The following is a 20,246-nucleotide window of genomic DNA, read 5'->3' as shown; positions in this document are numbered from 1 at the left end:
TTCAGGCCCTGGCCGGCGCCGCGACGGTCCGCAGCACGGCACGGGCCGCCTCGGCCGGCCGCGTACGCAGGAAGTAGTGGCCGCCGTCGGCGAGTTCGCACAGGTCGACCCGGTCGGCCAGGAGCCGCCACTCCTGGTGGAGGTCCGCGTACCGCGCCGTGCGCGGGTCGTCGGCCGCGACGACGACGGTGACCGGTACGGCCGGCCGCACCGCCGGCGGGGCGTCCAGAAGACCGGCGAAGTAACGGTGCGCGGACACGCAGTCGTGCCGGTAGGCGGCGGCGACCTGCCCGGCGCGCCGTGCGTCCAGTTGGCCGAGTTCGGTGTAGCCGCCGTCCGCGCCCAGCTCCTCGGCGATCTCGGCGTCGCTGCGAGCGGTCAGGTCGGCGATGGCGGCGCGCCGGCTGTCCGCGTCACCCAGAAGGTGGGCGCCGACGAAGACCCGCTGGACCTCCACCCCCCGTTCCCGCAGCTTCCGGGCGGTCTCCAGGGCGAAGGCGCTGCCCGAGGAATGGCCCCACAGCAGCAGGCCGGTCAGGCCGAGGGAGCTGATCTCGGCGACGACCTGGTCGACGACCTGGGCGATCGACGCGAACGGCTCACGCTCGCCGGCCACGTCGTGGCCGGGAAGTTCGACGGCGTGGACCGCGAGCCCGCTGCCTCGCAGAGCCTGGGCCAGCGGCTGGAAGTTGACCGCGTTGCCGCCGGCGTAGGGGAAGCACACCAGGGCCCCGGTCCGCGCGCCGTCCTGCTCCGACAGCGGCTGGAGCAGCCCGGAACCCCGCTCGGACCGGCCGTCGAGCAACCCGGCCAGTTCGGCGAGGACCGGGTGACGGGTGACGTCCTTGAGGGACACGGCCCGGTCGAGGCCGATCGCCAGCCTCACCGCCGTCAGCGAGGTGCCTCCCCGGTCGAAGAACCGGTCCCGGCGGTCGATCCGGTCCGGCGCGATGCCGAGGACCTTCGCCCATGCGGCTGCCAGCCGCCGCTCGGTCGGCGTGACCGGCGCCTGGAAGTCCTGCTCGGCGACGTCACTGCCGCCGCTGCCGCCGCTGCCGCCCCTGCCGCCACTGCCGTCGTATTCCTGCGCGAGCGCGGTCAGCGCCTTGCGGTCCGTCTTGCCGTTGGCGCTCAGCGGCAGGGACGCGCGCCAGTGGAAGGCCGACGGGATCATGTACTCGGGCAGCGACTCGCCCAGCCGGTCCCGCAGGACGCGGGCATCGAGCGGCCGCCGGGCGGTGTAGAAGGCCACGAGGTGCGGGCTCCCGCCGGCCCGCTCCGCGACGACCACGGCACCGTCGTGGACGTCCGGCACCCGCGCCAGCCTGTTCTCGATCTCGCCGATCTCGATCCGGAAGCCACGGATCTTGACCTGGGTGTCCCGGCGGCCGAGGAATTCCAGCTTGCCGTCCGGCAGCCAGCGGCCGTAGTCGCCGCCCCGGTAGAGCCGTTGGCCCTGGTGGTGCGGATCGGGCATGAAGGCCTGCCGGCTGCGCTCGGGGTCATTGACGTACCCGCGCCCGACGCAGACCCCGGAGAAGACGATCGCACCGGGCGCGCCCAGCGGCACCGGGGACAGGCGCTCGTCGACGACGTACAGACGCACATTGCTGACGGGACGGCCGAGCGGCACCCGTTCCCCGTCCGGGGGCCGGTCCATGACCTCGTGATTGGTGTCGTCGGAGGTCTCGGTCAGCCCGTAGGCGTTCACCAGCCCGATGCCGGGCTCGGCCGCGAACCAGCGCTGCGCGAGCTCCTTCTTCAGCGCCTCGCCGGTGACCGACACGCAGCGGAGGTCCGGCAGCGCGCGGGGCTGCCGTTCCAGGCTGGACAGCACGACGTCGAGATATGACGGAACGACCTGGAGCACCGCGACCCGGCCGTCGACGATCGTGTCCACGAAGCGCTGGACGTCGAGGATCACCTCCTGCTCGACCAGCAGGGTCCGCCCCCCTGCCAGGAGCGCCGCGACCAGTTGCCACAGTGAGATGTCGAAGCACTGCGGTGCGGTCTGGGCCACCACCTCGCCCTCGGTGATCTCCAGGTCGTCGATCTTGGCGTAGAGGTGGTTGAGCATGCCCGCGTGCTCGCACATCGCGCCCTTGGGCTCGCCGGTGGAGCCGGAGGTGAAGTAGATGTAGGCGAGCTGGTCCGGAGTGACGACGACATCGAGATCGCCGTCGGCATGGTCCTCCTCGTAGGCGTCGTCGACGAGGAGCGTCGTGATCCCGGGCTCCTCGGGCAGCGACTTGGTGCTGCCGGGTTCGGTCAGCACGAGCCCGCACCCGGCACGCGAGAGTGTGGAGGAGATGCGGTCGGCCGGGAACTGCGGCTCGATGGGCAGGTACACGCCACCGGCCTTGAAGACCGCGAGCACGGAGGCCATCCAGTCCAGATCGCGTCCCATCACCACCGCGACGACGCCCTCGCGGCCCAGCCCGCGCGCCACGAGGGCGCGTGCCAGCCTGTTGGCACGGCCGTTGAGCTCCCGGTATGTCCACTGGCGGTCACCGTGGACGGCCGCCACGGTGTCCGGGTGCGCCTTCACCCGCTCCTCGAACAGCTCGTGGAACGGGCGGTCCGGCAGCTCCCGGTGCCGTCCGGCGAGCCCCTCCAGCTGGAAGCGGAGTTCTTCGGGGGAGAGCAGGCTCTGCCTGCTGTGGCGCGCATCCGGATCGGCGGCGAGCAGGGCGAGCGCGGTGAGGTGGTATCCGGCGATCCTGGCGGCGCTGCCGGCGTCGAGCACGTCGGTCCGGTAACGCAGCCGCAGGACGCGCCGGCTGCCGCGTCGCGGGCACCCCACCCACAGCACCGTGTCCTGCGGGAGGTCGCCCGGGAGGTCGTCGTCCGTCCCGTTGGGATCCAGCACGGTTTCGAAACGCGGTCCGGTCAGACCCAGCTCCCGCTGGAGATCACCGACCGGGAAGCCCCGGTGCGCGAGCAGTTCCGACCCGGCTCTGCGAGCCTCCAGCAGAAGCGCCCGCCACGACTCGGGCCCGGTCGTCAGCCGGCAGGGCAACGGGGGTCCGCCGGGCACGGCCACGTACCCCGTCACGACATCGCGCTCGCCGGACAGGGCGGAGAGCACCTTGGCGTGCGCGGCCAGCAGTGCCGAGTCGAGCGACGCCGCCGGATCGCCGGCCGGCCCGCGCAGCGCTGCCATGAGGTCGTCGGGGATCGCCGACTCGTGCTCGCCGAAGCCCGCCACCGGATCGACGGTCCATCGCGGGATCGCGGTGAACCCGCCGGCATCGAGCACGCCGCGCCAGAAGTCCCTGTCGGCCTGCGCTTCCGCTCCCATCCGTTCCTCCTCTCAGTTCCCGGTTCCGCCGGCGACCCGGCTGACCTGCGGGGCGGGCATGTCTTCTGGGATCTCCCTGGCCGGATTTCCTCCCCACCGCGCGTACCGGGGGACCTCCTCGCCCTTCATGAGGAAGGAGTCGGGGGCCAGCTCCGCGCCCTCGCCCATGGTCACGCCGTAGTGGACCAGGGCGTTTACGCCGATCGTGCAGTTGGCACCGATCGTGCTGTGGTCGGACTTGAACGTGCCGTCCTCCTGCGAGTGGCACTGGGCCACGGCCCCGGCGTTGAGCATGCAGCCGTCTCCGATGGTCACCAGCGTTCTCTCCGGGATGGAGAAGCCGTCGTCGAAGACCCTGCTGCCTATCCGGACACCCAGCATCCGCCAGACCACGCTTTTGAAGGGGGTGCCGTTGAGGACCTGGATGTACGCCGTTGTCGCAGTCACCTTCCAGTAGCGTTCGTGCCGCCAGAAGGCGGGATCGTAAATCGAGCAGTAAAGCGGGCTCAACGCCTTGAATCCCGTGACCACCCGTTCGACCAGCACGAGATATGTGATGCTGAACAGAAGGCCGAGGAAACTGGCCAGTGCGACCACCGGCGCCCCGAGCGAATGATGAAGGTCTGCCGCTCCCGAGGCTATCAGCGTGAGCCCGAAGAGATATCCCCAGCGCATCAGCAGATACCAACCCGCGGTAGCGGTATTGTGCTTGTTCTTTCGGGCCAGCCGGCGGCGCAGTTCGTCCCCGCTCTTCAAATGGTCGAACCTGCTGTCGCGCTCGACCGATCGTGGAATCTCGAAGCTGGGCGAGCCGAGAAGGCCGACTCCTTCACGTATTTCTCCGTCGATCGGAACCATGACCTTCGTCGCGAGCAGGCAGTTCTCGCCTGTCCTGCCCTGCGAAGGATAGGCGATCCGATTCCCGAGGAAATTACGCGGACCGATTGAAACCCGGGACAGACGGAAGGAGGTGTTCGAGAAATCAGCATTGATGATCGACAGTCCGTCGGCGACCATTGTCCCCGTTCCGACAGAGATAAGATACGGGTTCTCGTGCTTGACCTCGGTGCCGAAGTTCGACCCGGTCTGCTCGAATCGGGAAAGGTCATATCCAATCCCGCGCAGATAGTGCACGATTCCGGAACTGTCACCGAAGAGAGTCCTGAGGAGCCTTCTGTTGGTTATGAGTGTGATAGCCCGGTGCGCCGCGTAGTGAAAGCCGTAGAGGCGATAGACCCTGTCCGGCTTGAGGGTGAGATGGAGCAGGCGGGGGACCGTGACCACGAGGGCCAGACTGGCAAGCACAGAACCGAAGGACAGTACGAACGACGTGACCAGAGCATCGGCGTAGAAGGTCCAGCCGGTCAAAGCCAGCGACTCCGCCTCGAGGAGACCGGCGATTTGCGGAGCCACCGCGGCGAGTATCGCGGCTCCGCCGCCGATCGCCAGCGGAGCGTACAGGAACAACGTGGCCAGCAGCTGCAGGCCACAGTGGACGCCCCTCCTCGCGGTGCCACAGCGGGCCGGTTCGACCACCCGGTAGTCGACCGACGCCGGCTGTGCCGGGGACCCGTGCCAGCACTCGCCGCCGGGCACGCTCTGCCCGGCGTGCAGCGCGGAGGAATGGCCGAGCTGGGCACCGTCGCCCAGCGAGGCCCCGATGTCGATCACTGTGGCCTCGCCGACGAACACGTCCCTCCCGAGGGTGACAGGACCTGTCTGGATCCGCCCGGCATGCGCCCGGTAGCAGGAGAAGAACGAGTCCTTCCGGATGACCGTGCCTTCTCCGATGGTGAGCAGATCTGTGCACACAGGGATATGCCGCGAGAATATCGTCACCCCGCGTCCCACTTTCGCGCCGAGCGCTCTCAGATAGAGAACGTAGAGCGGCGAACCCACGAACAGGGCGAGCGGATTCGCTCTGATCAGAGTCTTGGCGCACCAGAATCGGAGATACCCCATGCTCCAGACGCGGATCTGCCGGGGTTTCCACCGGCCGACCAGCATCCACTTCGCCAGAATCGGAACGGTGCACAAGCCGAGGAAAGCCGCGCCACCGAACAGCGCCGACCTCAGATAGACGTCAAGCCACCCCGACCCCTCCGTGATCCAGTCGATCCCACGGGTGGCGACGACTGCGAACACGCAGGTATACCCGAGGAAAACAAGGAGCTGCAGCGCCCCGCACAGGATGTACTGCGGCGTGCTGACAGGGACCACCGCGTCGTTCGACGGCGCTGCCGGGCTCGGCGTGGGCGCCTCGGCGGTGCGCGGCACCGCATCTGCGAGGGCCGTGGCAAGGCTTCTGAGCGTCGGGTACCGGTAGACGTCTTTCATGGACACCGACGGCAGCCCCGCCCGTTTCCTGACCCGCGCGCAGAATTGGGCCATCAGCAGCGAGTCGGCTCCCAAATCCTCAAAGAAATGGCTGTCGACCGAAACCCGCTCGGTGCGTACGACGCCTGCCAGTATTTCGGCCAGAACTCTCTCGGTGCCGGTCGCCGGCTCGGCGTCCACGTGCTGTTCGGCTGAGGATTCCTCCCGTGTGGGTGTCAATGGCTCGACGAATTTGTCCGCCATACGAGCTCCCTGGAAACGGACCCCGCCAGCAATCCGGCTATCGCGGCGCTGAAGCCGATGTCCTCGTGTGGTCGTGAAATCTCTGTCCACTCGCAGAAATGCGCGTTCGTCATCAACCTTTGCCGCACAACGGTCAGGACGCAACCCAGCCCCGACCGCGTGCCGGAACCCCCGCCCTATGCCGGTCGCGGACGGACGATGCGCCCGCCGACGAGGAGAACGCCACTCTCCGATTTGGAGAGCGGTAATATCCGCAGTGGTGACGGCGCCCGTCGCACCGCCACGCAGTACGCGAACGAGAAAGGCATCACCTTGACCTCACACGAGACCGTGACGATGCCGCCCCACAAGCGCCTCGGCGGGCCCGAACGCCTGTTCCGCGTCAAGATGGCCCTGGATCCCCACAGCGGCAGTCAATGGGGGACGACGGTTTCCGGCCCCTGGATGCGCGGTCTGGACGGCATGCCCAGCAGCGCGGCGCTGGGCGTCCTCATCGACGACACCCTGGGCGGAGCGGCATCCGTCCAGCGCCCGGACGGACTCTGGGCGGTGACCACGGAACTCTCGATCGACTACCCCACGCCCCCAACCTGCGACGGCCAGGTGGTCACGAGCCGGGGCGGAATCGTGTCCGTCAACTCCCACGGCGCGTTGGCGACCGGAACGGTCGAGGACGAGTCGGCGGGGACCCTGGCCGTGATGACCTTGCGCAGCCGCTACGTTCCCGGCGTCCCCGAGATCCCCGACGGGGACCGGGCCGCGCAGCCGTCGGACCCGTCCGGACCAGAGGTACCCCACCGGGAGTCCTTGCTCTCGTTGCTGAACGCCTCCATCAGCTCCGACGACCGGCAGGTGAGGCTGCGGGTCCCGGAGGATGCGGAACTGACCAACGCAAGCGGTGTGATGCACGGGGGGATCGCCCTGTGCGCGTCCCAACTCGCGGCCTCGCGGTGGCTCTCCGCAGAGGAAGGCATGACCCTCGCTTCCACTCGCATCACCTATCTGCGCCAACTGGAGATCGACGGCGGCATCGAGTTCGTCGCAAGGGTCGTACACGCGGGACGGACCTTCCGCCTCGTCGAGGTGACGGCACACGGACCGACCGGCAAGCTCTGCACCACTGCCACCGTCGCCGGTTACACCGAACCCGGTCCCCCCTTCAACAGCAGGAACTAGCGCGACGCCGGTCGGCGACGACAGCGGCGTCGGTGGCGTCGCGATCCGCCTCGGTCACCCGCCACAGTGCAAGGCGGCCCACCCGGGGTTCCACCACACCAGTTGCCAGCCCACCGCCGAGTACCAGCGACAGGTGGAAACCGGTCCTCCACCGGCACGTCCTCGGTCCGGAACGCCGTCCCGATCATCCCGCCCCGACCTCCCCCGCGTCCCGGCCGGGCGGCCCCGTGACAGGCCTGAGTGTCTGTCTTTCGAAGCCCTGGCAGGTCTAAGCTCGGCGGATGACCTTGGAATGGGAACAGGTAATTGTTCACTCGGTAGATCCGGTGGCCTTGGGGAAGTGGTGGGCCACGGCTCTTGGTTGGGTTGTGGTCCACTCCTCTGATGAGGAGTTCGAGATCCGCCCGGAGCCGGATCGCCTGCCGGGGTTGGACTTCGTCCGGCTTGATGAGAGCAAGAAGGTCAAGAGCCGACTGCATCTCGACTTCAGGCCTGACGACCAGGACGCCGAGGTGGCTCGTCTGGTGGCTCATGGCGCACAGCGTGTTGATATTGGCCAGGGTGATCAGTCGTGGGTTGTGTTGGCAGACCCCGAAGGCAACGAGTTCTGTGTCCTTGGCCAGCGGCGTCAGTAAGGCTCACGCCTGGGTGGGGTCGATGATGAACCATTCGGGGTGGACCGCGCGTTGATCCCGATCCGGTCGCGGAGCGCGTGGAAGTTGGAGATGCCGACCGCGGGCCGGTCGACGTGCAGGGCTGTGACGGGGCTGACGTTCAGGTAGGGGTCGGCGCTCAGCGGCCACCGGCGGTGGCGCTCGGCCAAGCAACTGGGCAAGGCGCCCCGCGTCAGGGCGGCCGGCACCCTTCAGTGAGCCCCCGCGCGCCTTTGCCGCGCCTCGGTCGCGTCACGGAGCGCGGCCAGCGCGGCCCGGCGGCGGCCCAGATCCGCGATGTCTGCGTCCATCCGCTCCAGGTGCGCGGCCATCGTCCGCAGCACCTCCGGGCAGGGCTCGATCCCCGGCCCGGCGTCCGTGGCGCACGGCAGCATCTCGCGGATGGCATCGGTTGTCAGCCCGGCCGCCAGCATGCCCCGGATGCGGGCGACGATGTACGGGGCGTCGGGCGCGTACACGCGGTATCCGCTGCTGTCGCGGTCGGGGCACAGCAGGCCCTGCTCCTCGTAGTACCGCAGCAGCCGGGCCACAACTCCGGTCCGCCGTGACAGCTCGCCTATCAGCACCGATTCTCCTCACCACGCCTGGGACTTGACCTTCACACCGGTGTGATGGGTCAACGTACGGGGCATGCGCGATTCATTCCCCGCCCTTGCCACCACCGTCACCGGAACCGGCCCGGGAGTGCTGCTCGCCCACGGAGCCACCGGCAGCATCGAGGACAACTTCGCCCCGGTTCTGCCCGCCCTCGCCGCCGCCCACACCGTCGTGGCCCCGGACTACCCCGGCTCGGGTGGCACCCCGCTCGCCGCCGCCCCACTGGACCTCGATGAGCTCACGGACGCGGTCGTCGACTCCGCCGTACGACGCGGCGTCGGGCGGTTCGCGGTGCTCGGCTTCTCGCTCGGCACGCTGGTGGCGGTGCGCGCCGCCGTACGCCATCCCGAGCGGGTGACCGCGCTCGTACTGACCGCCGGGTTCGCGCGGCCCGACGACCATCTGCTCGGCCTCCTGCCCGGCTGGCGGGCCGAGGCACCGCCCGCACTCCACCCGCACATCGACCTGATCCCCTCCCTCGACACCACCGGTGACCTGGCCGAAGTAGCCGCCCCTACGCTGGTCGTCGCGACGACCGCCGACAGCATGGTCCTGCCTGCCGGCTCCCGCGCCTTGGCGGCCGGGATCCGGGGCGCGCGGTACACGGAGATCGACAGCGACCATGTGGTCATGGTCGAGCGGTCGGAGGAGTGGCTGAAGCCCGTCCTCGACTTTCTCCACCTCCTTTCGCTCTCGGAAGGGAAGGACGGTGAGGGGGAGTGAAGCTGCAGGTCGTCCTCCCGAACGAGGCCGCGGGGGCCGACCAGCGCCGACTCGCCGACCTGGCACGGCAGGCCGAGGCCCTCGGCTACGACACGGTATGGCTCCCCGACCACATCCTGCCGCCCGGCGAGTACGGCCCGGTGTACGGAGGGGTCCTCGAACCGCTGGTGACCATGGGCTGGCTGGCAGCCACGACCACCCGGATCCGGCTGGGCACCTCCGTGCTCGTCCTGCCCATGCGCAGTCCTTTCGTGGTGGCCAAACAGGTCGCGACCCTCCACGGGCTGTCCGGCGGACGGATCACCCTGGGTGTCGGCATCGGCTGGGACGAACGCGAGTTCACCGCCGTCGGCGCCGACTTCAGGAGCCGGGCCGCGCGCACGGACGAAGCCATCGCACTGCTCCGGCACCTGTTCGCAACCGGCCGGGGCCCCTTCGAGGGCCGCTGGTACGGCTTCGAGACGGGCGTCTTCGAGCCACGCCCCGACGGTCCGGTGCCGGTGATGACCGGCGGTGTCACCGACGCCGCCCTGCGCCGGGCAGCCCGGTATGCCGACGTCTGGCAGGGCGTGGGCCTGGACCCGGCAGCGTTCGCCGAACGGCTGGCGTACCTGCGGGCCCATACGGACGGCCGCACCGTGTCCCCCGGCACCCGGATCGACTGGCACGGCCCGGACCGCACCGTCGGCGAGGCCGCCCGCACCGCGAGGCCTTCCGGGCCGCCGGAGCCGAGCATCTCGCGGTGCACTTCGGCGACCCGGACGGTTACGCTCGACGGATGGCCGCCTTCGCCCGGGACGTTCCTGACAGCCTCTACCGACAGTGCCCAACCACAGCGCCCAGATCTCCCGTTCGCTCACGCTGAACCGACGCGACGCGTGCGACAGCTCGCTGGGGTGATCAGGGAGGCCTTCCCGGTCGCCATCCAGGCCCAGGACGGCGACACGCTCCACCAGGAAGAGGACCTGACATGAGTGAGCAGAGTGCGCGCCCAGTCGCTCACGCCGGGAGGCTGGGAGCTGTCGGCGTGATGCCGCCGACCGATAACGGCTGGGTGACCAGGGCGCAGGTCAAAGACCCTGCCGGCAACGTTCTCACGCTTGTCCAGGCATGAGCGCTGCCACGGCGAGTGGTGGCTACTCCAGTACGCCGCTCGCCAAGAAGATCGGTATCAAGCCCGGCCACGAGGTCCATCTGTTCCATGGGCCGATCGCTTGGGAGATTCCCGGCCTGCCCGAGGACTGCACGGTTGCCGAGGGCGGCCCGATCGGTGCCGATGCCACTGTCGCGTTCTACCGCTCCTTCAGCGAGCTGTCCGCCGAGGCTCCCGGCCTGGTCGAGGGCCTGGCCGATCAGGCGATGCTGTGGATCGCCTGGCCCCGCCGCGCAGCCGGTCACGACAGCGGCATCACCGAGAGCGCCCTGCGCGACCTCTTCCTTCCCTTCGGCATCGTCGATGTGAAGGTTGCCGCGCTCGGTGAGGACTGGTCAGGACTGAAGTTCGTCTGGCGCAAGGAAAACCGGGGGCGGCTCTGACTCCGCGTGCCGTGGGTCCGTGGCTTGCACGGTGCGCCGGGCCGAGCCGAGACCCAGGCCCGCCGCCACGGCCGGCCCGGGACGGCGGGCTTCGTCTCCGGTAAAACCGCAGAAGGCGCTGCTGGGAGATCCTTACGCGACGTCCTTGCGGGTCGCCGCGAGGTAGCCGACGAAGGCCAGGATCGCGATCGTCCAGTACAGGGTGACCGGCCCGAGCCCCCATGCCAGGCCCCCGCGGTCGGAGGAGACCGCCATCCAGTCGGCGAACGACGCGCCCAGCGGCCGGGTCACGACGTACGCGGACCAGAAGGCCGCGATCGGGCCCAGCCCGAACCGCCGATGGGCGATCGCCGGTACGGCGATGGCCACGGCGAACATGACGCCCGAGCCGAGATAGCCCAGGCCCAGCGTGGTGGCCGTCAGGTCCCCGGCCGCGGTGCCCAGCGCGAAGGTCGCGAGCACAGTGGCCCAGTAGAAGACCTCGCGGCGCCGGGTGCGGATGCTGTGGATGGACAGCGTCTTCTCGCATCCGTACCAGATGGCGAAGACCACGCCGAGGGCCAGCAGGAAGAACGGGGTGGACATCAGGTACGGAACGCCCAGCCCGACGGCGGGAATCGGGCCGAGCAGGTGGGCCGGCCAGTCGGAGGCGGTCTCGCCCATGCCTGTCGTGAGCACCTTGATGATCCAGAAGTACAGCGTGACTTCGGGAACCCTGCTCAGCGTCTGACGGCTCCGGGGCACGGCGCCGAGCTCATCGCTATGGGTCGCCATGGCACGCCAAGCGGCCACGCCACACCGTGGGTAGGAGCCATGGCTCCAAGTCCTGGCCCGGGGCCAGCCGCGCCCAGGCAGCTCATGAGAGATCTGACAGGGCTGCGCGAGCGGCGGGTGCTGCGCCGCCGCTCCGGCCCGTGCAACGCCGGCCTGGTACTTCGCGCTACCTGCGATGAGGCCCACGCTCGCAAGTCAACTGAATGTGCATCGCTTCCCCGGGTACCCGGACACTGACACCCGCGCGCAGCCCGCGCAGACACCTACCGCTCCGGCCAGGGCCGGGGGAACCGGGAAGGCAGGCGAGGCCTGTTCGGCGGTGCCGGCCTGGTTGGCGCCCTCGCATCACAGGCCCTGGTGGCAAGGCAGCCCCGGCCGTGCCCGAGCAGGCCATGAACAGCGTCAGGGCCGATGTGGCCGAAACAAAACGAAAGGCACACCGATGAGCGAGCAGCAGTCTCACGACAACGGCTCCACGCCCACACCGCAGGAGCTGCGCGAGCAGGCGGAGCACACGCGCGAGGAACTGGGCCAGACCGTCGAGGCGCCGGCCGCCGAGACGGACGTCAAAGCCCAGGCCCAGGACGAGGCGGCCGACGTCCCCGAACAGGCCGGTGAGAAGACCGCGCAGGTCACAGCGCAGGTCCGGCAGAAGGCCGCCCAGGCCGCGCAGTTGGTGAAGGACAAGACACCGGAGCCGGTGCTCGACAAGGCCACGCAGGCGACGGCGCGGGTGCGGGAGACAGCGTCCCAGGCCGCGCACCGGCTCCTGGACGCTGCCCCTGAGCCGGTGCGCGACAAGGCCGGGCAGGCAGTGCAGACCGCGCGGGAGAACCGTACGCCGCTGCTCGCGGCCGGGGCGGTGGTCGCGCTCCTGCTGATCCGCCGCAGCCGGAGGCGCCGGTGAAGGGGCGCCGCCTGACCGGAACCTGGCCCGGCTGAACCACGCCCGGCGCCCCCGCGACGCCGCAGCGGGCTCGATGCTGATCAAGGGGAGAAATACGTGCAAGCTCATCACGGCCTGTGCGCCATGGCCACAGTGGCCGTCACCGGCACCGTTCTGCTCGCGCGTTGGTGGGCGACCTCCCGCCCGCGCCGCCAGGCACCGTGCCAGTGCTGTATTGAAGGGCGCGCCGCGACGCTGGATCCTGCCGGCAGCCGGGCGGTGCACGAGGCCGAAGAACACCTCAAGCAGTGGTGGACCCGGCTCCAGTCCCTCTACCCGGCCTGCGAGGGTGAGGGACTGGAGCAGTAGTCAACGCCGTACCGCATCCCGGTGACCGGGCCGGCGGCGTGGCCTTTCCGGCGAGGGTGTCGACGCCCGGTTGGGTCGGCCCTGCTCAGTGCCTCGTGTGCGCGTCGACGGGAGGCTCCGGATCGGGGGAGAGGAGCTCGGGCTCCAGACCCTCGGTCGTCGGCGTGGTGGGCGCGCGTCCGACGTCGGTGCGCCAGGCCTCGAAGGCGGTGGCCGTCGCCGTGACGACGATGAGGCCGAGCAGCCAGCCGCCGACGACGTCGCTGACCCAGTGCACGCCGAGCGCAACCCGCGTGAATCCGACGCCCAGTACGGAGATGACGGCCAGTGCCCAGGGCACCGGGCGCCAGGAGCGGGGGACCAGCGGCAGCAGGACCAGAAGGAGGATGGCGCAGGACGTGGTGGCGGTCATCGCGTGGCCGGAGGGGAAGGAGAAGCCGGGTGCGTGGGCTATGGGGTCGGGCATGCTGGGGCGGGCGCGTTCGACGGCGTTCTTGGTGAGCAGGCCGATCACGCCGCCGGCCACGGAGGTGACGGCGGCCCATGTCGCCAGTCGCCAGGCCCGGCGCGCCAGCAGCCATACGACGAGTGCCGCCACCAGCAGGCGCATGGTCAGCGGCCCCTGGCCGTCGCGCTGCTGTTCTCCTCCTCCTCCGCCGCCGGTGTGCACTCGGCAGGCCGCGTACGCATGGGCAGCAGCGCCCGCAGGGCGCCCGGCTCGACCTCGATGGTGAGTCCGACGCCGTCGCCGACCGAGTCGCCGTCCAGCTCGCGGGGTTGGGGCTGCGAGAAGCGCAGGTCGATCCGCTCGGCCGTGAAGTACTCCAGAGCACCGCCGGCCTGCCGCTGCCCGCCTGCCGGAAACGCGGCCCTCGGCGAACGGCCGGGGAGCATACGCGCCCCGAAGTGCCCGGCTGTGGCCAGCCATCCGCCGGCCCCCCGCGGGTCGAGCAGCACCACGTCCAGCCGCCCGCTGTCCGGCCGTGCGTCCGGCAGGAGCGGCAGCCCGCCCTGCAGCGCGCCCACATTCCCGACGACGACCATGCGGGCCCACCGCTCCAGCACCGGCCCGCCGTCCAGCCGGATCGACAGCCGCATCCGTGGGTCCCGCAGATGGCGGACCGCGGAGATGACGTACGCCGCCCACCCCAGCCGTGCCTTCAGCCGTTCCGAGGCGTCCCGCACCATGGCGGCGTCGAATCCCGCGCCCGCCATCACCGTGAAACGGCTCTCCGGCAGCCCGTCGCCCGCCACCCGGCCCACGTCGATACCTGCCGACGTCCCCTCCAGGGCCCGTTCCAGGGCGGTGACCGGGTCCATGGGCAGTCCGAGATTGCGCGCGAGCAGATTGCCCGTCCCGCAGGGAACGATCGCCATGGCCGCCTCCGGGATGCTCCGCCGAGGTGTCCGCCCACCGCTGGTCGGCGTAGCCGTATCTGTCGAGGACCTCCCGCACCTGCCCGGCGAGCTCGCTCCCGCACCCTTTCGGATGACGGATCACCGCCGCCCGCCGCCCGCCACCGGGGCCGCGCTGCGCGGGCAGCGAGGCCCGGCCGGGGCCGCCGCCCGGCTCGTCGGCGGACAGCAGCGCGTACCCCACGACGAGCAGCGTCGCGACTCCGTTGACCAGCCCGCCGACGACATCGCTGGGGTGGTGCATACCTCGGTACATCCGCGACACGCCCACGGCAAGAGGGATCAGCAGGAGCACCCCTGCCGCCACCGGCCGCCAGGCGCCACGCATCCGGGTCATCAGCAGCGTGGCCAGGCCTCCGTACAAGGCCACCGAGGCTCCCACATGCCCCGAAGGAAAACTGGACGTCGGCGGAGCCGCGTCCAGATGGTGCACCTCCGGCCGATCCCGGTCCACGAAGACCGTCACGCACAGGAAGACCGCAGACTGGACCGCGACCGAACCGCCCAGGAACACGGCCTCCCGCCACAGGGGTGCCCGCGGCAGCACCACCAGCGCGATGACGCATGCCAGCGCGACGAGCACGATTCCCGGAGTACTGGCAGCCGTTGACAGCCATTCCGTCACCGAGTCCCACAGCGGCGTGCGCCGCGCGGCCAGTGCCCGGTTCACCGCGTCCTCCCGGGACAGCGGCTCCCGGCCGGCCAACGGCCCGGTGACCAGCAGTCCCAGACCCACCATGAGCGCGGCTTGCACCGGCAGCAGCAACAGTGGCCGGGATCTGTCTGGCGATCACATCACTGTCGGTCTCCATGGACGGCTTGTTACCCGTCGCGTCCTGACGAACCGCACGGTGGCCGGTGTGCGGGCCCATGCCGGCTGCTCCGCTGTGCGCCGATGCGTAGGGAGACCGCTGCCGGGCAGGCGCGAAGGGGCCAACCGGACTTCGGCCATCCGATCCTTCCCCAACGAACACGGAGGACTTTGTCATGGACTGGCGTCAGAACGCGGTGTGCAGCGAGGAAGACCCGGAACTGTTCTTTCCGGTCGGCAACACCGGTCCAGCCCTGTTGCGGATCGAAGAGGCCAAGGCCGTGTGCCGTCGCTGCCCGGTCATGCAGGAGTGCCGGCAGTGGGCTCTGGAGACCGGACAGGACGCCGGCGTGTGGGGCGGACTCAGCGAGGACGAGCGCCGCGCCAGGAAGCGCCGTGTCGCCCGCAACCGAGCCCGGACAGGCGGCACCTGACCACCCGTCACTCGCGGACCCGCGGACCCAGCGGTCGCTCGTTCGGAGGTCAGTGAGGGGTTTCGTCGCCGTGGCTGCGCAGCAGTTCCTTCACCTTGGCGACGGCGAATCCCCAGCCTTGCGATCCGGATCCGGTCCCGCAGTCCCGCCCCGACCAGGGCGTTGTGCACGGTGACCAGGCCCTCGGTGAGCGGCGTGCCGACGTGGTCGGCGAATTCCAGCGGTACGGCGCCGGTGCCGCCCTCCGCGCCGTCGACGATGTCCGCTGGGCCCGGCTGCCCCACGACACCTCCGCCGAGGAGGCCCTCAAGGCGCTTCCGGAGGTGGCAGGGGACCTCGGCACCGCCCCAAGGGGCGCCGAATGGACGCGACGCGAGTACGAGACCCACCTGCGCGTCGTACGACACCGTGCTGCGCCAGGTGCAGGCCTACCTCGACATCGAGGAAGTGCGCCTGTCTGGGGCCGAGTTGAGCGACTGACCCGTCCCATCCCTTCCTGCCCCACCTCATGCGCAACCACAGTTGCGCCCTTCAAGAAGAGTGCGATGAACCACATGGCAATCCCCGCAGCAACCGCCCGGAACAAGCGGGCGCCACATTCGACTTCACCGCCGGCGACTCGCCGGAGAACATCACCGTCAACCCGGACGACTCGCTGACCATCTCCATGCTGGGCAGCGTGGCGGGCAAGCGTCCGGCACTGGTACGGATCGATCCGTCCGGGCGCAGCAAGGTGATCGTTGCCGGGCAGCAGGGCGACACATTCACCGGCAACACGCGCGCGACCGCAACGGCAGCGTCTACTACAACGTGGCCTCCTCCGACCCGTCCCGGGCCGGCATCTGGAAACTGCCCCCCGGCGGCACCCCGCGCCGTATCGCCGCCCTGCCCACCGACGGCCTCCCCAACGGTCTGGCCCTCGACCCGGCCGGACACACCCTGTACGCGGCCGACAGCAACAAGGCCACCGTCTGGACCGTCCCGGTCTCCGGCGGAACGGCGACCGCCTGGCTGACCGACCCCGCCCTCGCCGCCGACCCGTCCGCACCCGTACCGCTCGGCGCGAACGGGCTCCGCTTCCATGAGGGCGCCGTCTGGGTCTCCAACCTGGCGAAGGGCACCATGCTGCGGATCCCGGTCACCGGCATCGGCGCCCCCGGCCGGATCCACACCGTGACCAGCGGTCTCACCGGCGTCGATGATTTCAACTTCCTGAGCGACTGTTCCGACGTGGTGTTCGCCGCGCAGAACGGCCTCAACCGGGTCGCGGTCGTCCGCCCCGACGGAACCACCGAGAACGTCCTGACCGCCTCGGACGGCCTCGCTTCACCCACCTCCACCGCGGTACGCGGAAACCGGCTGAACTGAGGGCGACTGAGCCCCGCCCGCGTACTCCTACTCCTTCAGGTGGGTGACGGTCACCAGGACGGTGACGGGTTCCGGTGTGCCCTGCGCTGTCAGGTGGTCGCGGGCAGCGGCCCGCACCTGCTCGCGGACCTGGCGGGCGGTGTCCACGACGCGACGGTCCTCGTGCAGGACGCAGCGAACCTCCACCCGCCAGCCGGGGGCATCGGTGGCGTGTTCGGCCCGTATCCCGGCTCCGGCGGGCAGGGCCGGGAATCCGGCGGCCTGCCGGGCTCGGGAGGCCGCGCCGGCCAGCCGTTGGCCGAGGTCGGGCTGGAGTGCGGCCACGCCGGGGACCGTCAGGGCGGCACGGGCGGCGGCCTGACAGAGGTCCACCGCCTGGGTGGGGGTCATCGCTCTTCACCTTCCTCGGCAATGGTCTCGCCGGACGGGCTGCCGGAGTCGGCGGGCCGGGGTGGTTCGAGTACGGCCACGACTTCCAGGTCGACGTTTGTCACGGCCAGGCCCAGCGTTCGGTCCGCGGCGTGCAGGACGGCCTCGCGCACCAGGGCGGCCCGGTCGGGCAGGGGCTGGTCCAGGGCGGCGGCCAGGGTCATGGTGACGTGAACGGTGGTGCAGTCCTCGCCCAGGGCCAGACGGCAGCTGACGGCGCGGGCGCCCGGCACGGAGTCGGCGGCCCGGCGAAGGACGTTCGCGGCGGCGGTCTCGGCGATCCGCAGATCCTGGGCGGGGTCGTCCAGCGGCAGCATCCGGCCGAGCCGTACCTCGTCGCGTACCGCACGCATCACCCGGTCGGCGAGGGTCTGGCCGGTGGGCCGTTCCTGGGCGCGCAGGGCGCGGGTGGCCCGTTCCAGGGCCGCCAGCCCGTCCACCGCCTGCCGGCAGTACGGGCAGTCGGCGGTGTGCGGATCCGACGCGAAGCCGTCGCGGGCCTGCTCCCACACCCGGCTGAGCGGGCGCCCGCAGGGCAGCCGTTCGTCGCCTGCCGGCAGGGGGATGCCGGCCGGCGGCCCGGACTCGGTGAACGGTGCGTCTTCTAGCGCCATGGCTCCATCGCCTCCGTCAACGAACGCCGGGCCCGGAACAGTCTGCCGCGTACGGTCTGCCGGCTGGTATTCATCACCTGGGCGATCTCCTCGTAGTGCAGGCCGTGCAGTTCCCGCAGCACCCAGCAGGCCCGCTGTTCGGCGCTCAGCCCCCTGAGCGCTGTCGCCAGGGCGCTGATGGTGGCATCGGTCTCGGCGACGCGCGCGGGGGCGCTGCGGACATCCGGGGCGGCCGGTTCGGCGACGGTTTCCAGGGGGACGACGCGAGCGCGGCGGCGCAGGATGTTGAGGCAGCGGTTGGTGACAATCCGGTACATCCAGGTGCGGAACGCGGCGCGGTGGCGGAACTCCGGCAACCGGCGCCAGGCGCTGAGGAAGGCTTCCTGGACCGCGTCCTCGGCATCCGCGGAGTTGCCGAGCAGGTGACGGCCCAGCGCGAGCAGCGATGCGCTGTGGCGGCGCACCAGAACGGCGAAGGCCTCGTCGTCGCCTTCGCCGGCGCGAACGACGAGCAGCCGGTCCTCCACGTCGATCAGGGTCTCTGCGCCGCGCGGGCTCTCGAAGGGCGGCGTGTGTCTGGGCATAATCGCCACCATTCACATTATATGTGAGGCACATCACATATATAGGGTGTGATGTTTTTCGTCCAGATGTGTCCAACCTCTTGACGGGCGCTGTACGGGCGCCCGCGCCAACGAGCGAGGTGATCCCCATGACGGACACCATGGGCCGTTCCACCACCCAGGAGAGCAAGCAGAGCAAGCAGGGCGAGACCGCGGGGAAGTCGCAGGGCCGCAGCGGTGCCGATTTGCGTCCCGAGGAGCGGGGGCGGACCACGATCACGGACAGCGTGGTGGAGAAGATCGCGGGGACGGCGGCCCGCGAGGTGCCCGGCATCCACAACCTCGGGGCCGGTATGGCCCGGACCTTCGGGGCCATGCGCGAACGGGTACCCGGCGGCGGGCGCCCCAGCGTCACACGCGGGGTGAAGGTCGAGGTGGGCGAGCGCCAGACGGCTGTGGATCTCGACGTCGTCGTCGAGTACGGAGTGTCCATCCCGGCCGTCACCGCAGACGTGCGCGGCAATGTCATCTCGGCGGTGGAGCGGATGACCGGACTGCAGGTCGTGGAGGTGAACATCGTCGTCGATGACGTACACCTGCCCGATGAGGAGGAAGAACAGGGGACCGAGGGGCGTGTGGAGTGACCCGGTGCGCCCCACGCGCGGCGACCCGGGGGGCGTTTCGACGTTGGGACGGGTGAGTGAGAGATGAGCACAGCCACAGTGGGCCTGCTGGTGGGCATGGCCTTGGGGTTCGCCGGCTACTTCGGCGGTTTCTGGGCGTTCCTGCTGGTGGCGGCCCTGGGGGCGGTAGGCCTGGTCGTCGGCCGGGTCCTGCAGGGTGACGTCGACATCGGCGGCTTCGTCCGTGCCCGGGACCGGCAGCGATGACCGCGCAATCCGCCTCTCCCGCCCCTTCGGCCGGTCCGGCCGGGGACGGGGGAGAGGCCGTCCGGCCCCTGCCGCCGCCGGCCGCGCGTGGCGCGACCGTCATCCGCGACAAAGCGGTCGCCCGTCTCACGGGCCGGGCCGCCCGCGAGGCCCTGACCCGGCAGGCGGGCGCGTCACCTGGGCGCGGCGGCTTGGCCGCGCCCAGCTCCTCCGTACGAATCCGAGGCGGATCGGCCCGGCTGAGTCTGTCCGTCGACCTGCCTTACCCCGTCGACATCGCCGGGGCGTGCCGACCTGTGCGGCGCGACATCGCCGAGCGGGTGGCCTGGCTGACCGGCATGAGCGTCACCGAAGTCGCCCTGACCGTCCGGCGACTGGTCCCCGCCGAGAAACCGGGTGAGGACCCACAAGAACCGGGTCTGCGGACAGCCACGGAAGAGCCCGCTCCAGCAACGCAATCGGCCACGGTCGTCTCCTTGACCAAGGACCCGGCGGAAACCGAGCGGGCCACCGACGGCGAACCCCCTCCCGGATCCCCGGCGCACGGCGATGGGCGAAGCTCGTCGCGCCGTCTGTGGTCCGCCCGCCGGGTCCCGGCGGCGCTGATGGCCGCGGTGGTGCTCGCCGCCGCCGGAACGCTGCTGTTCGACGTCGTCCGGGTGCGGTCCGGAAACAGCGCCGCGGCCTGGCGCAAGAGCCTGGCCGATGAACTGGCCACCCGCCCGGTGGACGACGTCTGGATGCTCACCGGCGCCGCCATCGCCGCCGTCCTGGGCCTGTGGCTGATCATCGTGGCGCTCACCCCCGGTCTGCGCCGCCTCCTGCCGCTGAATGCCCCCGCCGACCCCGATCGCCTGCGCGCCTTGCTGGACCGCAAGGGTGCGGCTCTGCTGTTGCGCGACGCCGCGATGCGCGTTCCCGGCGTCAGCCGGGCCAGGGTGCGGGTACGCAGACGCCGCGTCCTGGCCCGCGCCGACGTGACCTTCCGCGACCCACGCGATGTCAGCGACGAGCTCATCGCCGCCCTGCGCGAGCAACTCCGGCAGCTTGCCCTGGCTCACCCGCCGCGGCTCACAGTCCGCGTCCGGCGCCCGACATGACTCGC

At 70.6% G+C, this 20,246-nt stretch carries 20 protein-coding genes and 3 pseudogenes; 12 read left to right on the top strand and 11 right to left on the bottom strand.

All coding sequences use genetic code 11. The features are described 5' to 3' along the window. Position 1: 1 nt before the first annotated feature. On the bottom strand, positions 2-3,301 hold the full coding sequence (locus tag OG607_RS06260) for a non-ribosomal peptide synthetase (protein ID WP_405719811.1): 3,300 nt from the start codon (positions 3,299-3,301) through the stop codon (positions 2-4). Between the two features lie 12 nt (positions 3,302-3,313). Beyond that, positions 3,314-5,881 (bottom strand): Pls/PosA family non-ribosomal peptide synthetase, encoded by a 2,568-nt coding sequence (locus OG607_RS06255; protein ID WP_405719809.1) that lies wholly within the window; start codon positions 5,879-5,881, stop codon positions 3,314-3,316. A 312-nt stretch (positions 5,882-6,193) separates the two neighbouring features. On the opposite strand from OG607_RS06255, the gene OG607_RS06250 reads away from it, so the two are divergent. Both OG607_RS06250 and OG607_RS06245 read left to right on the top strand, forming a co-directional pair. Next, positions 6,194-7,057, top strand: a complete 864-nt coding sequence (locus tag OG607_RS06250) for a PaaI family thioesterase (protein ID WP_405719807.1) — start codon at positions 6,194-6,196, stop codon at positions 7,055-7,057. A gap of 281 nt (positions 7,058-7,338) precedes the next feature. Continuing rightward, the gene (locus OG607_RS06245; RefSeq protein ID WP_405719805.1) at positions 7,339-7,692 is read left to right on the top strand and encodes a VOC family protein; all 354 of its coding nucleotides are present in this window, start codon (positions 7,339-7,341) and stop codon (positions 7,690-7,692) included. Between the two features lie 230 nt (positions 7,693-7,922). Here OG607_RS06245 and OG607_RS06240 read toward each other — a convergent pair whose 3' ends face one another. Next, complete coding sequence (locus OG607_RS06240; RefSeq protein ID WP_405719804.1) at positions 7,923-8,297, bottom strand: MerR family transcriptional regulator; 375 nt, start codon at positions 8,295-8,297, stop codon at positions 7,923-7,925. A 64-nt stretch (positions 8,298-8,361) separates the two neighbouring features. On the opposite strand from OG607_RS06240, the gene OG607_RS06235 reads away from it, so the two are divergent. The 3 genes from OG607_RS06235 to OG607_RS06225 all read left to right on the top strand — a co-directional run bounded on the left by OG607_RS06235 (position 8,362) and on the right by OG607_RS06225 (position 10,587). Continuing rightward, entirely contained in the window at positions 8,362-9,051 is a 690-nt protein-coding gene (locus tag OG607_RS06235) for an alpha/beta fold hydrolase (RefSeq protein WP_405719802.1), read from the top strand. After that, the gene (locus OG607_RS06230; RefSeq protein WP_405719800.1) at positions 9,048-10,025 is read left to right on the top strand and encodes a TIGR03619 family F420-dependent LLM class oxidoreductase; all 978 of its coding nucleotides are present in this window, start codon (positions 9,048-9,050) and stop codon (positions 10,023-10,025) included. Before OG607_RS06235 ends, OG607_RS06230 begins: the two co-directional genes overlap by 4 nt. Positions 10,026-10,161: 136 nt before the next feature. Continuing rightward, entirely contained in the window at positions 10,162-10,587 is a 426-nt protein-coding gene (locus OG607_RS06225) for a DUF3052 domain-containing protein (RefSeq protein WP_405719798.1), read from the top strand. A 132-nt stretch (positions 10,588-10,719) separates the two neighbouring features. On the opposite strand, the gene OG607_RS06220 is transcribed toward OG607_RS06225, so the two are convergent. Then, positions 10,720-11,361, bottom strand: coding sequence for a hypothetical protein (locus OG607_RS06220; RefSeq protein WP_405736586.1), 642 nt, complete (start codon positions 11,359-11,361; stop codon positions 10,720-10,722). Between the two features lie 442 nt (positions 11,362-11,803). Here OG607_RS06220 and OG607_RS06215 point away from each other — a divergent pair, with 442 nt between their 5' ends. Further along, positions 11,804-12,268, top strand: coding sequence for a DUF3618 domain-containing protein (locus tag OG607_RS06215; protein WP_405719796.1), 465 nt, complete (start codon positions 11,804-11,806; stop codon positions 12,266-12,268). A gap of 96 nt (positions 12,269-12,364) precedes the next feature. After that, on the top strand, positions 12,365-12,616 hold the full coding sequence (locus OG607_RS06210) for a hypothetical protein (RefSeq protein WP_405719794.1): 252 nt from the start codon (positions 12,365-12,367) through the stop codon (positions 12,614-12,616). Positions 12,617-12,701: 85 nt separating this feature from the next. Here the strand turns inward: OG607_RS06210 and OG607_RS06205 are convergent. The 3 genes and pseudogenes from OG607_RS06205 to OG607_RS06195 all read right to left on the bottom strand — a co-directional run. Continuing rightward, positions 12,702-13,235, bottom strand: a pseudogene (locus OG607_RS06205) (phosphatase PAP2 family protein); the annotation flags it as partial. Then, a complete protein-coding gene (locus tag OG607_RS06200) occupies positions 13,229-13,993 on the bottom strand; it encodes a diacylglycerol/lipid kinase family protein (protein WP_405719792.1) in 765 nt (254 codons plus the stop codon). The gene OG607_RS06200 and the pseudogene OG607_RS06205, both read right to left, overlap by 7 nt. A gap of 280 nt (positions 13,994-14,273) precedes the next feature. Next, positions 14,274-14,771 (bottom strand): annotated as a pseudogene (locus tag OG607_RS06195) (phosphatase PAP2 family protein); the annotation flags it as partial. Between the two features lie 248 nt (positions 14,772-15,019). Here OG607_RS06195 and OG607_RS06190 point away from each other — a divergent pair. Then, positions 15,020-15,277, top strand: a complete 258-nt coding sequence (locus OG607_RS06190) for a WhiB family transcriptional regulator (RefSeq protein ID WP_405719790.1) — start codon at positions 15,020-15,022, stop codon at positions 15,275-15,277. 110 nt (positions 15,278-15,387) lie between these two features. On the opposite strand, the pseudogene OG607_RS06185 reads toward OG607_RS06190, so the two are convergent. After that, a pseudogene (locus tag OG607_RS06185) lies at positions 15,388-15,537 on the bottom strand (glutamate synthase-related protein); the annotation flags it as partial. 550 nt (positions 15,538-16,087) lie between these two features. Between OG607_RS06185 and OG607_RS06180 the strand changes: the two are divergent. Further along, positions 16,088-16,645, top strand: coding sequence for a hypothetical protein (locus OG607_RS06180; RefSeq protein WP_405719788.1), 558 nt, complete (start codon positions 16,088-16,090; stop codon positions 16,643-16,645). A 27-nt stretch (positions 16,646-16,672) separates the two neighbouring features. Here the strand turns inward: OG607_RS06180 and OG607_RS06175 are convergent, their stop codons facing one another. Genes OG607_RS06175 through OG607_RS06165 form a run of 3 tightly spaced genes read right to left on the bottom strand, consistent with a single transcriptional unit; the run spans position 16,673 to position 18,272 of the window. Then, positions 16,673-17,035 carry a hypothetical protein gene (locus OG607_RS06175; RefSeq protein ID WP_405719786.1) on the bottom strand — a complete coding sequence of 121 codons (363 nt, stop codon included), beginning with the start codon at positions 17,033-17,035 and terminating at the stop codon, positions 16,673-16,675. After that, on the bottom strand, positions 17,032-17,688 hold the full coding sequence (locus OG607_RS06170; RefSeq protein ID WP_405719784.1) for a hypothetical protein: 657 nt from the start codon (positions 17,686-17,688) through the stop codon (positions 17,032-17,034). Before OG607_RS06170 ends, OG607_RS06175 begins: the two co-directional genes overlap by 4 nt. Next, a complete protein-coding gene (locus tag OG607_RS06165; protein ID WP_405719782.1) occupies positions 17,679-18,272 on the bottom strand; it encodes an RNA polymerase sigma factor in 594 nt (197 codons plus the stop codon). The genes OG607_RS06170 and OG607_RS06165 overlap by 10 nt, the downstream gene beginning before the upstream one ends. Positions 18,273-18,400: 128 nt before the next feature. Between OG607_RS06165 and OG607_RS06160 the strand changes: the two genes are divergently transcribed. From OG607_RS06160 to OG607_RS06150, 3 genes are all read left to right on the top strand, one after another. Then, positions 18,401-18,895, top strand: a complete 495-nt coding sequence (locus OG607_RS06160) for an Asp23/Gls24 family envelope stress response protein (protein ID WP_405719780.1) — start codon at positions 18,401-18,403, stop codon at positions 18,893-18,895. A 63-nt stretch (positions 18,896-18,958) separates the two neighbouring features. After that, a complete protein-coding gene (locus tag OG607_RS06155; RefSeq protein WP_405719778.1) occupies positions 18,959-19,141 on the top strand; it encodes a hypothetical protein in 183 nt (60 codons plus the stop codon). Continuing rightward, positions 19,138-20,241, top strand: coding sequence for a DUF6286 domain-containing Asp23/Gls24 family envelope stress response protein (locus OG607_RS06150; protein ID WP_405719776.1), 1,104 nt, complete (start codon positions 19,138-19,140; stop codon positions 20,239-20,241). The genes OG607_RS06155 and OG607_RS06150 overlap by 4 nt, the downstream gene beginning before the upstream one ends. Positions 20,242-20,246 lie beyond the last annotated feature (5 nt).

Origin of the sequence: Streptomyces sp. NBC_01537 (genome assembly GCF_045040445.1) — a bacterium.
Lineage (GTDB): Bacteria > Actinomycetota > Actinomycetes > Streptomycetales > Streptomycetaceae > Actinacidiphila.
This window is presented reverse-complemented; position numbering and strand designations above follow the sequence as displayed.

Coding starts and splice junctions, on each gene's coding strand:
- OG607_RS06170 (WP_405719784.1), bottom strand. CDS start 17,688: ATGGCGCTAGAAGACGCACCGTTCACCGAGTCCGGGCCGCCGGCCGGC.
- OG607_RS06215 (WP_405719796.1), top strand. CDS start 11,804: ATGAGCGAGCAGCAGTCTCACGACAACGGCTCCACGCCCACACCGCAG.
- OG607_RS06155 (WP_405719778.1), top strand. CDS start 18,959: ATGAGCACAGCCACAGTGGGCCTGCTGGTGGGCATGGCCTTGGGGTTC.
- OG607_RS06245 (WP_405719805.1), top strand. CDS start 7,339: ATGACCTTGGAATGGGAACAGGTAATTGTTCACTCGGTAGATCCGGTG.
- OG607_RS06160 (WP_405719780.1), top strand. CDS start 18,401: ATGACGGACACCATGGGCCGTTCCACCACCCAGGAGAGCAAGCAGAGC.
- OG607_RS06235 (WP_405719802.1), top strand. CDS start 8,362: ATGCGCGATTCATTCCCCGCCCTTGCCACCACCGTCACCGGAACCGGC.
- OG607_RS06225 (WP_405719798.1), top strand. CDS start 10,162: ATGAGCGCTGCCACGGCGAGTGGTGGCTACTCCAGTACGCCGCTCGCC.
- OG607_RS06150 (WP_405719776.1), top strand. CDS start 19,138: ATGACCGCGCAATCCGCCTCTCCCGCCCCTTCGGCCGGTCCGGCCGGG.
- OG607_RS06190 (WP_405719790.1), top strand. CDS start 15,020: ATGGACTGGCGTCAGAACGCGGTGTGCAGCGAGGAAGACCCGGAACTG.
- OG607_RS06175 (WP_405719786.1), bottom strand. CDS start 17,035: ATGACCCCCACCCAGGCGGTGGACCTCTGTCAGGCCGCCGCCCGTGCC.
- OG607_RS06255 (WP_405719809.1), bottom strand. CDS start 5,881: ATGGCGGACAAATTCGTCGAGCCATTGACACCCACACGGGAGGAATCC.
- OG607_RS06220 (WP_405736586.1), bottom strand. CDS start 11,361: ATGGCGACCCATAGCGATGAGCTCGGCGCCGTGCCCCGGAGCCGTCAG.
- OG607_RS06200 (WP_405719792.1), bottom strand. CDS start 13,993: ATGGCGATCGTTCCCTGCGGGACGGGCAATCTGCTCGCGCGCAATCTC.
- OG607_RS06165 (WP_405719782.1), bottom strand. CDS start 18,272: ATGCCCAGACACACGCCGCCCTTCGAGAGCCCGCGCGGCGCAGAGACC.
- OG607_RS06260 (WP_405719811.1), bottom strand. CDS start 3,301: ATGGGAGCGGAAGCGCAGGCCGACAGGGACTTCTGGCGCGGCGTGCTC.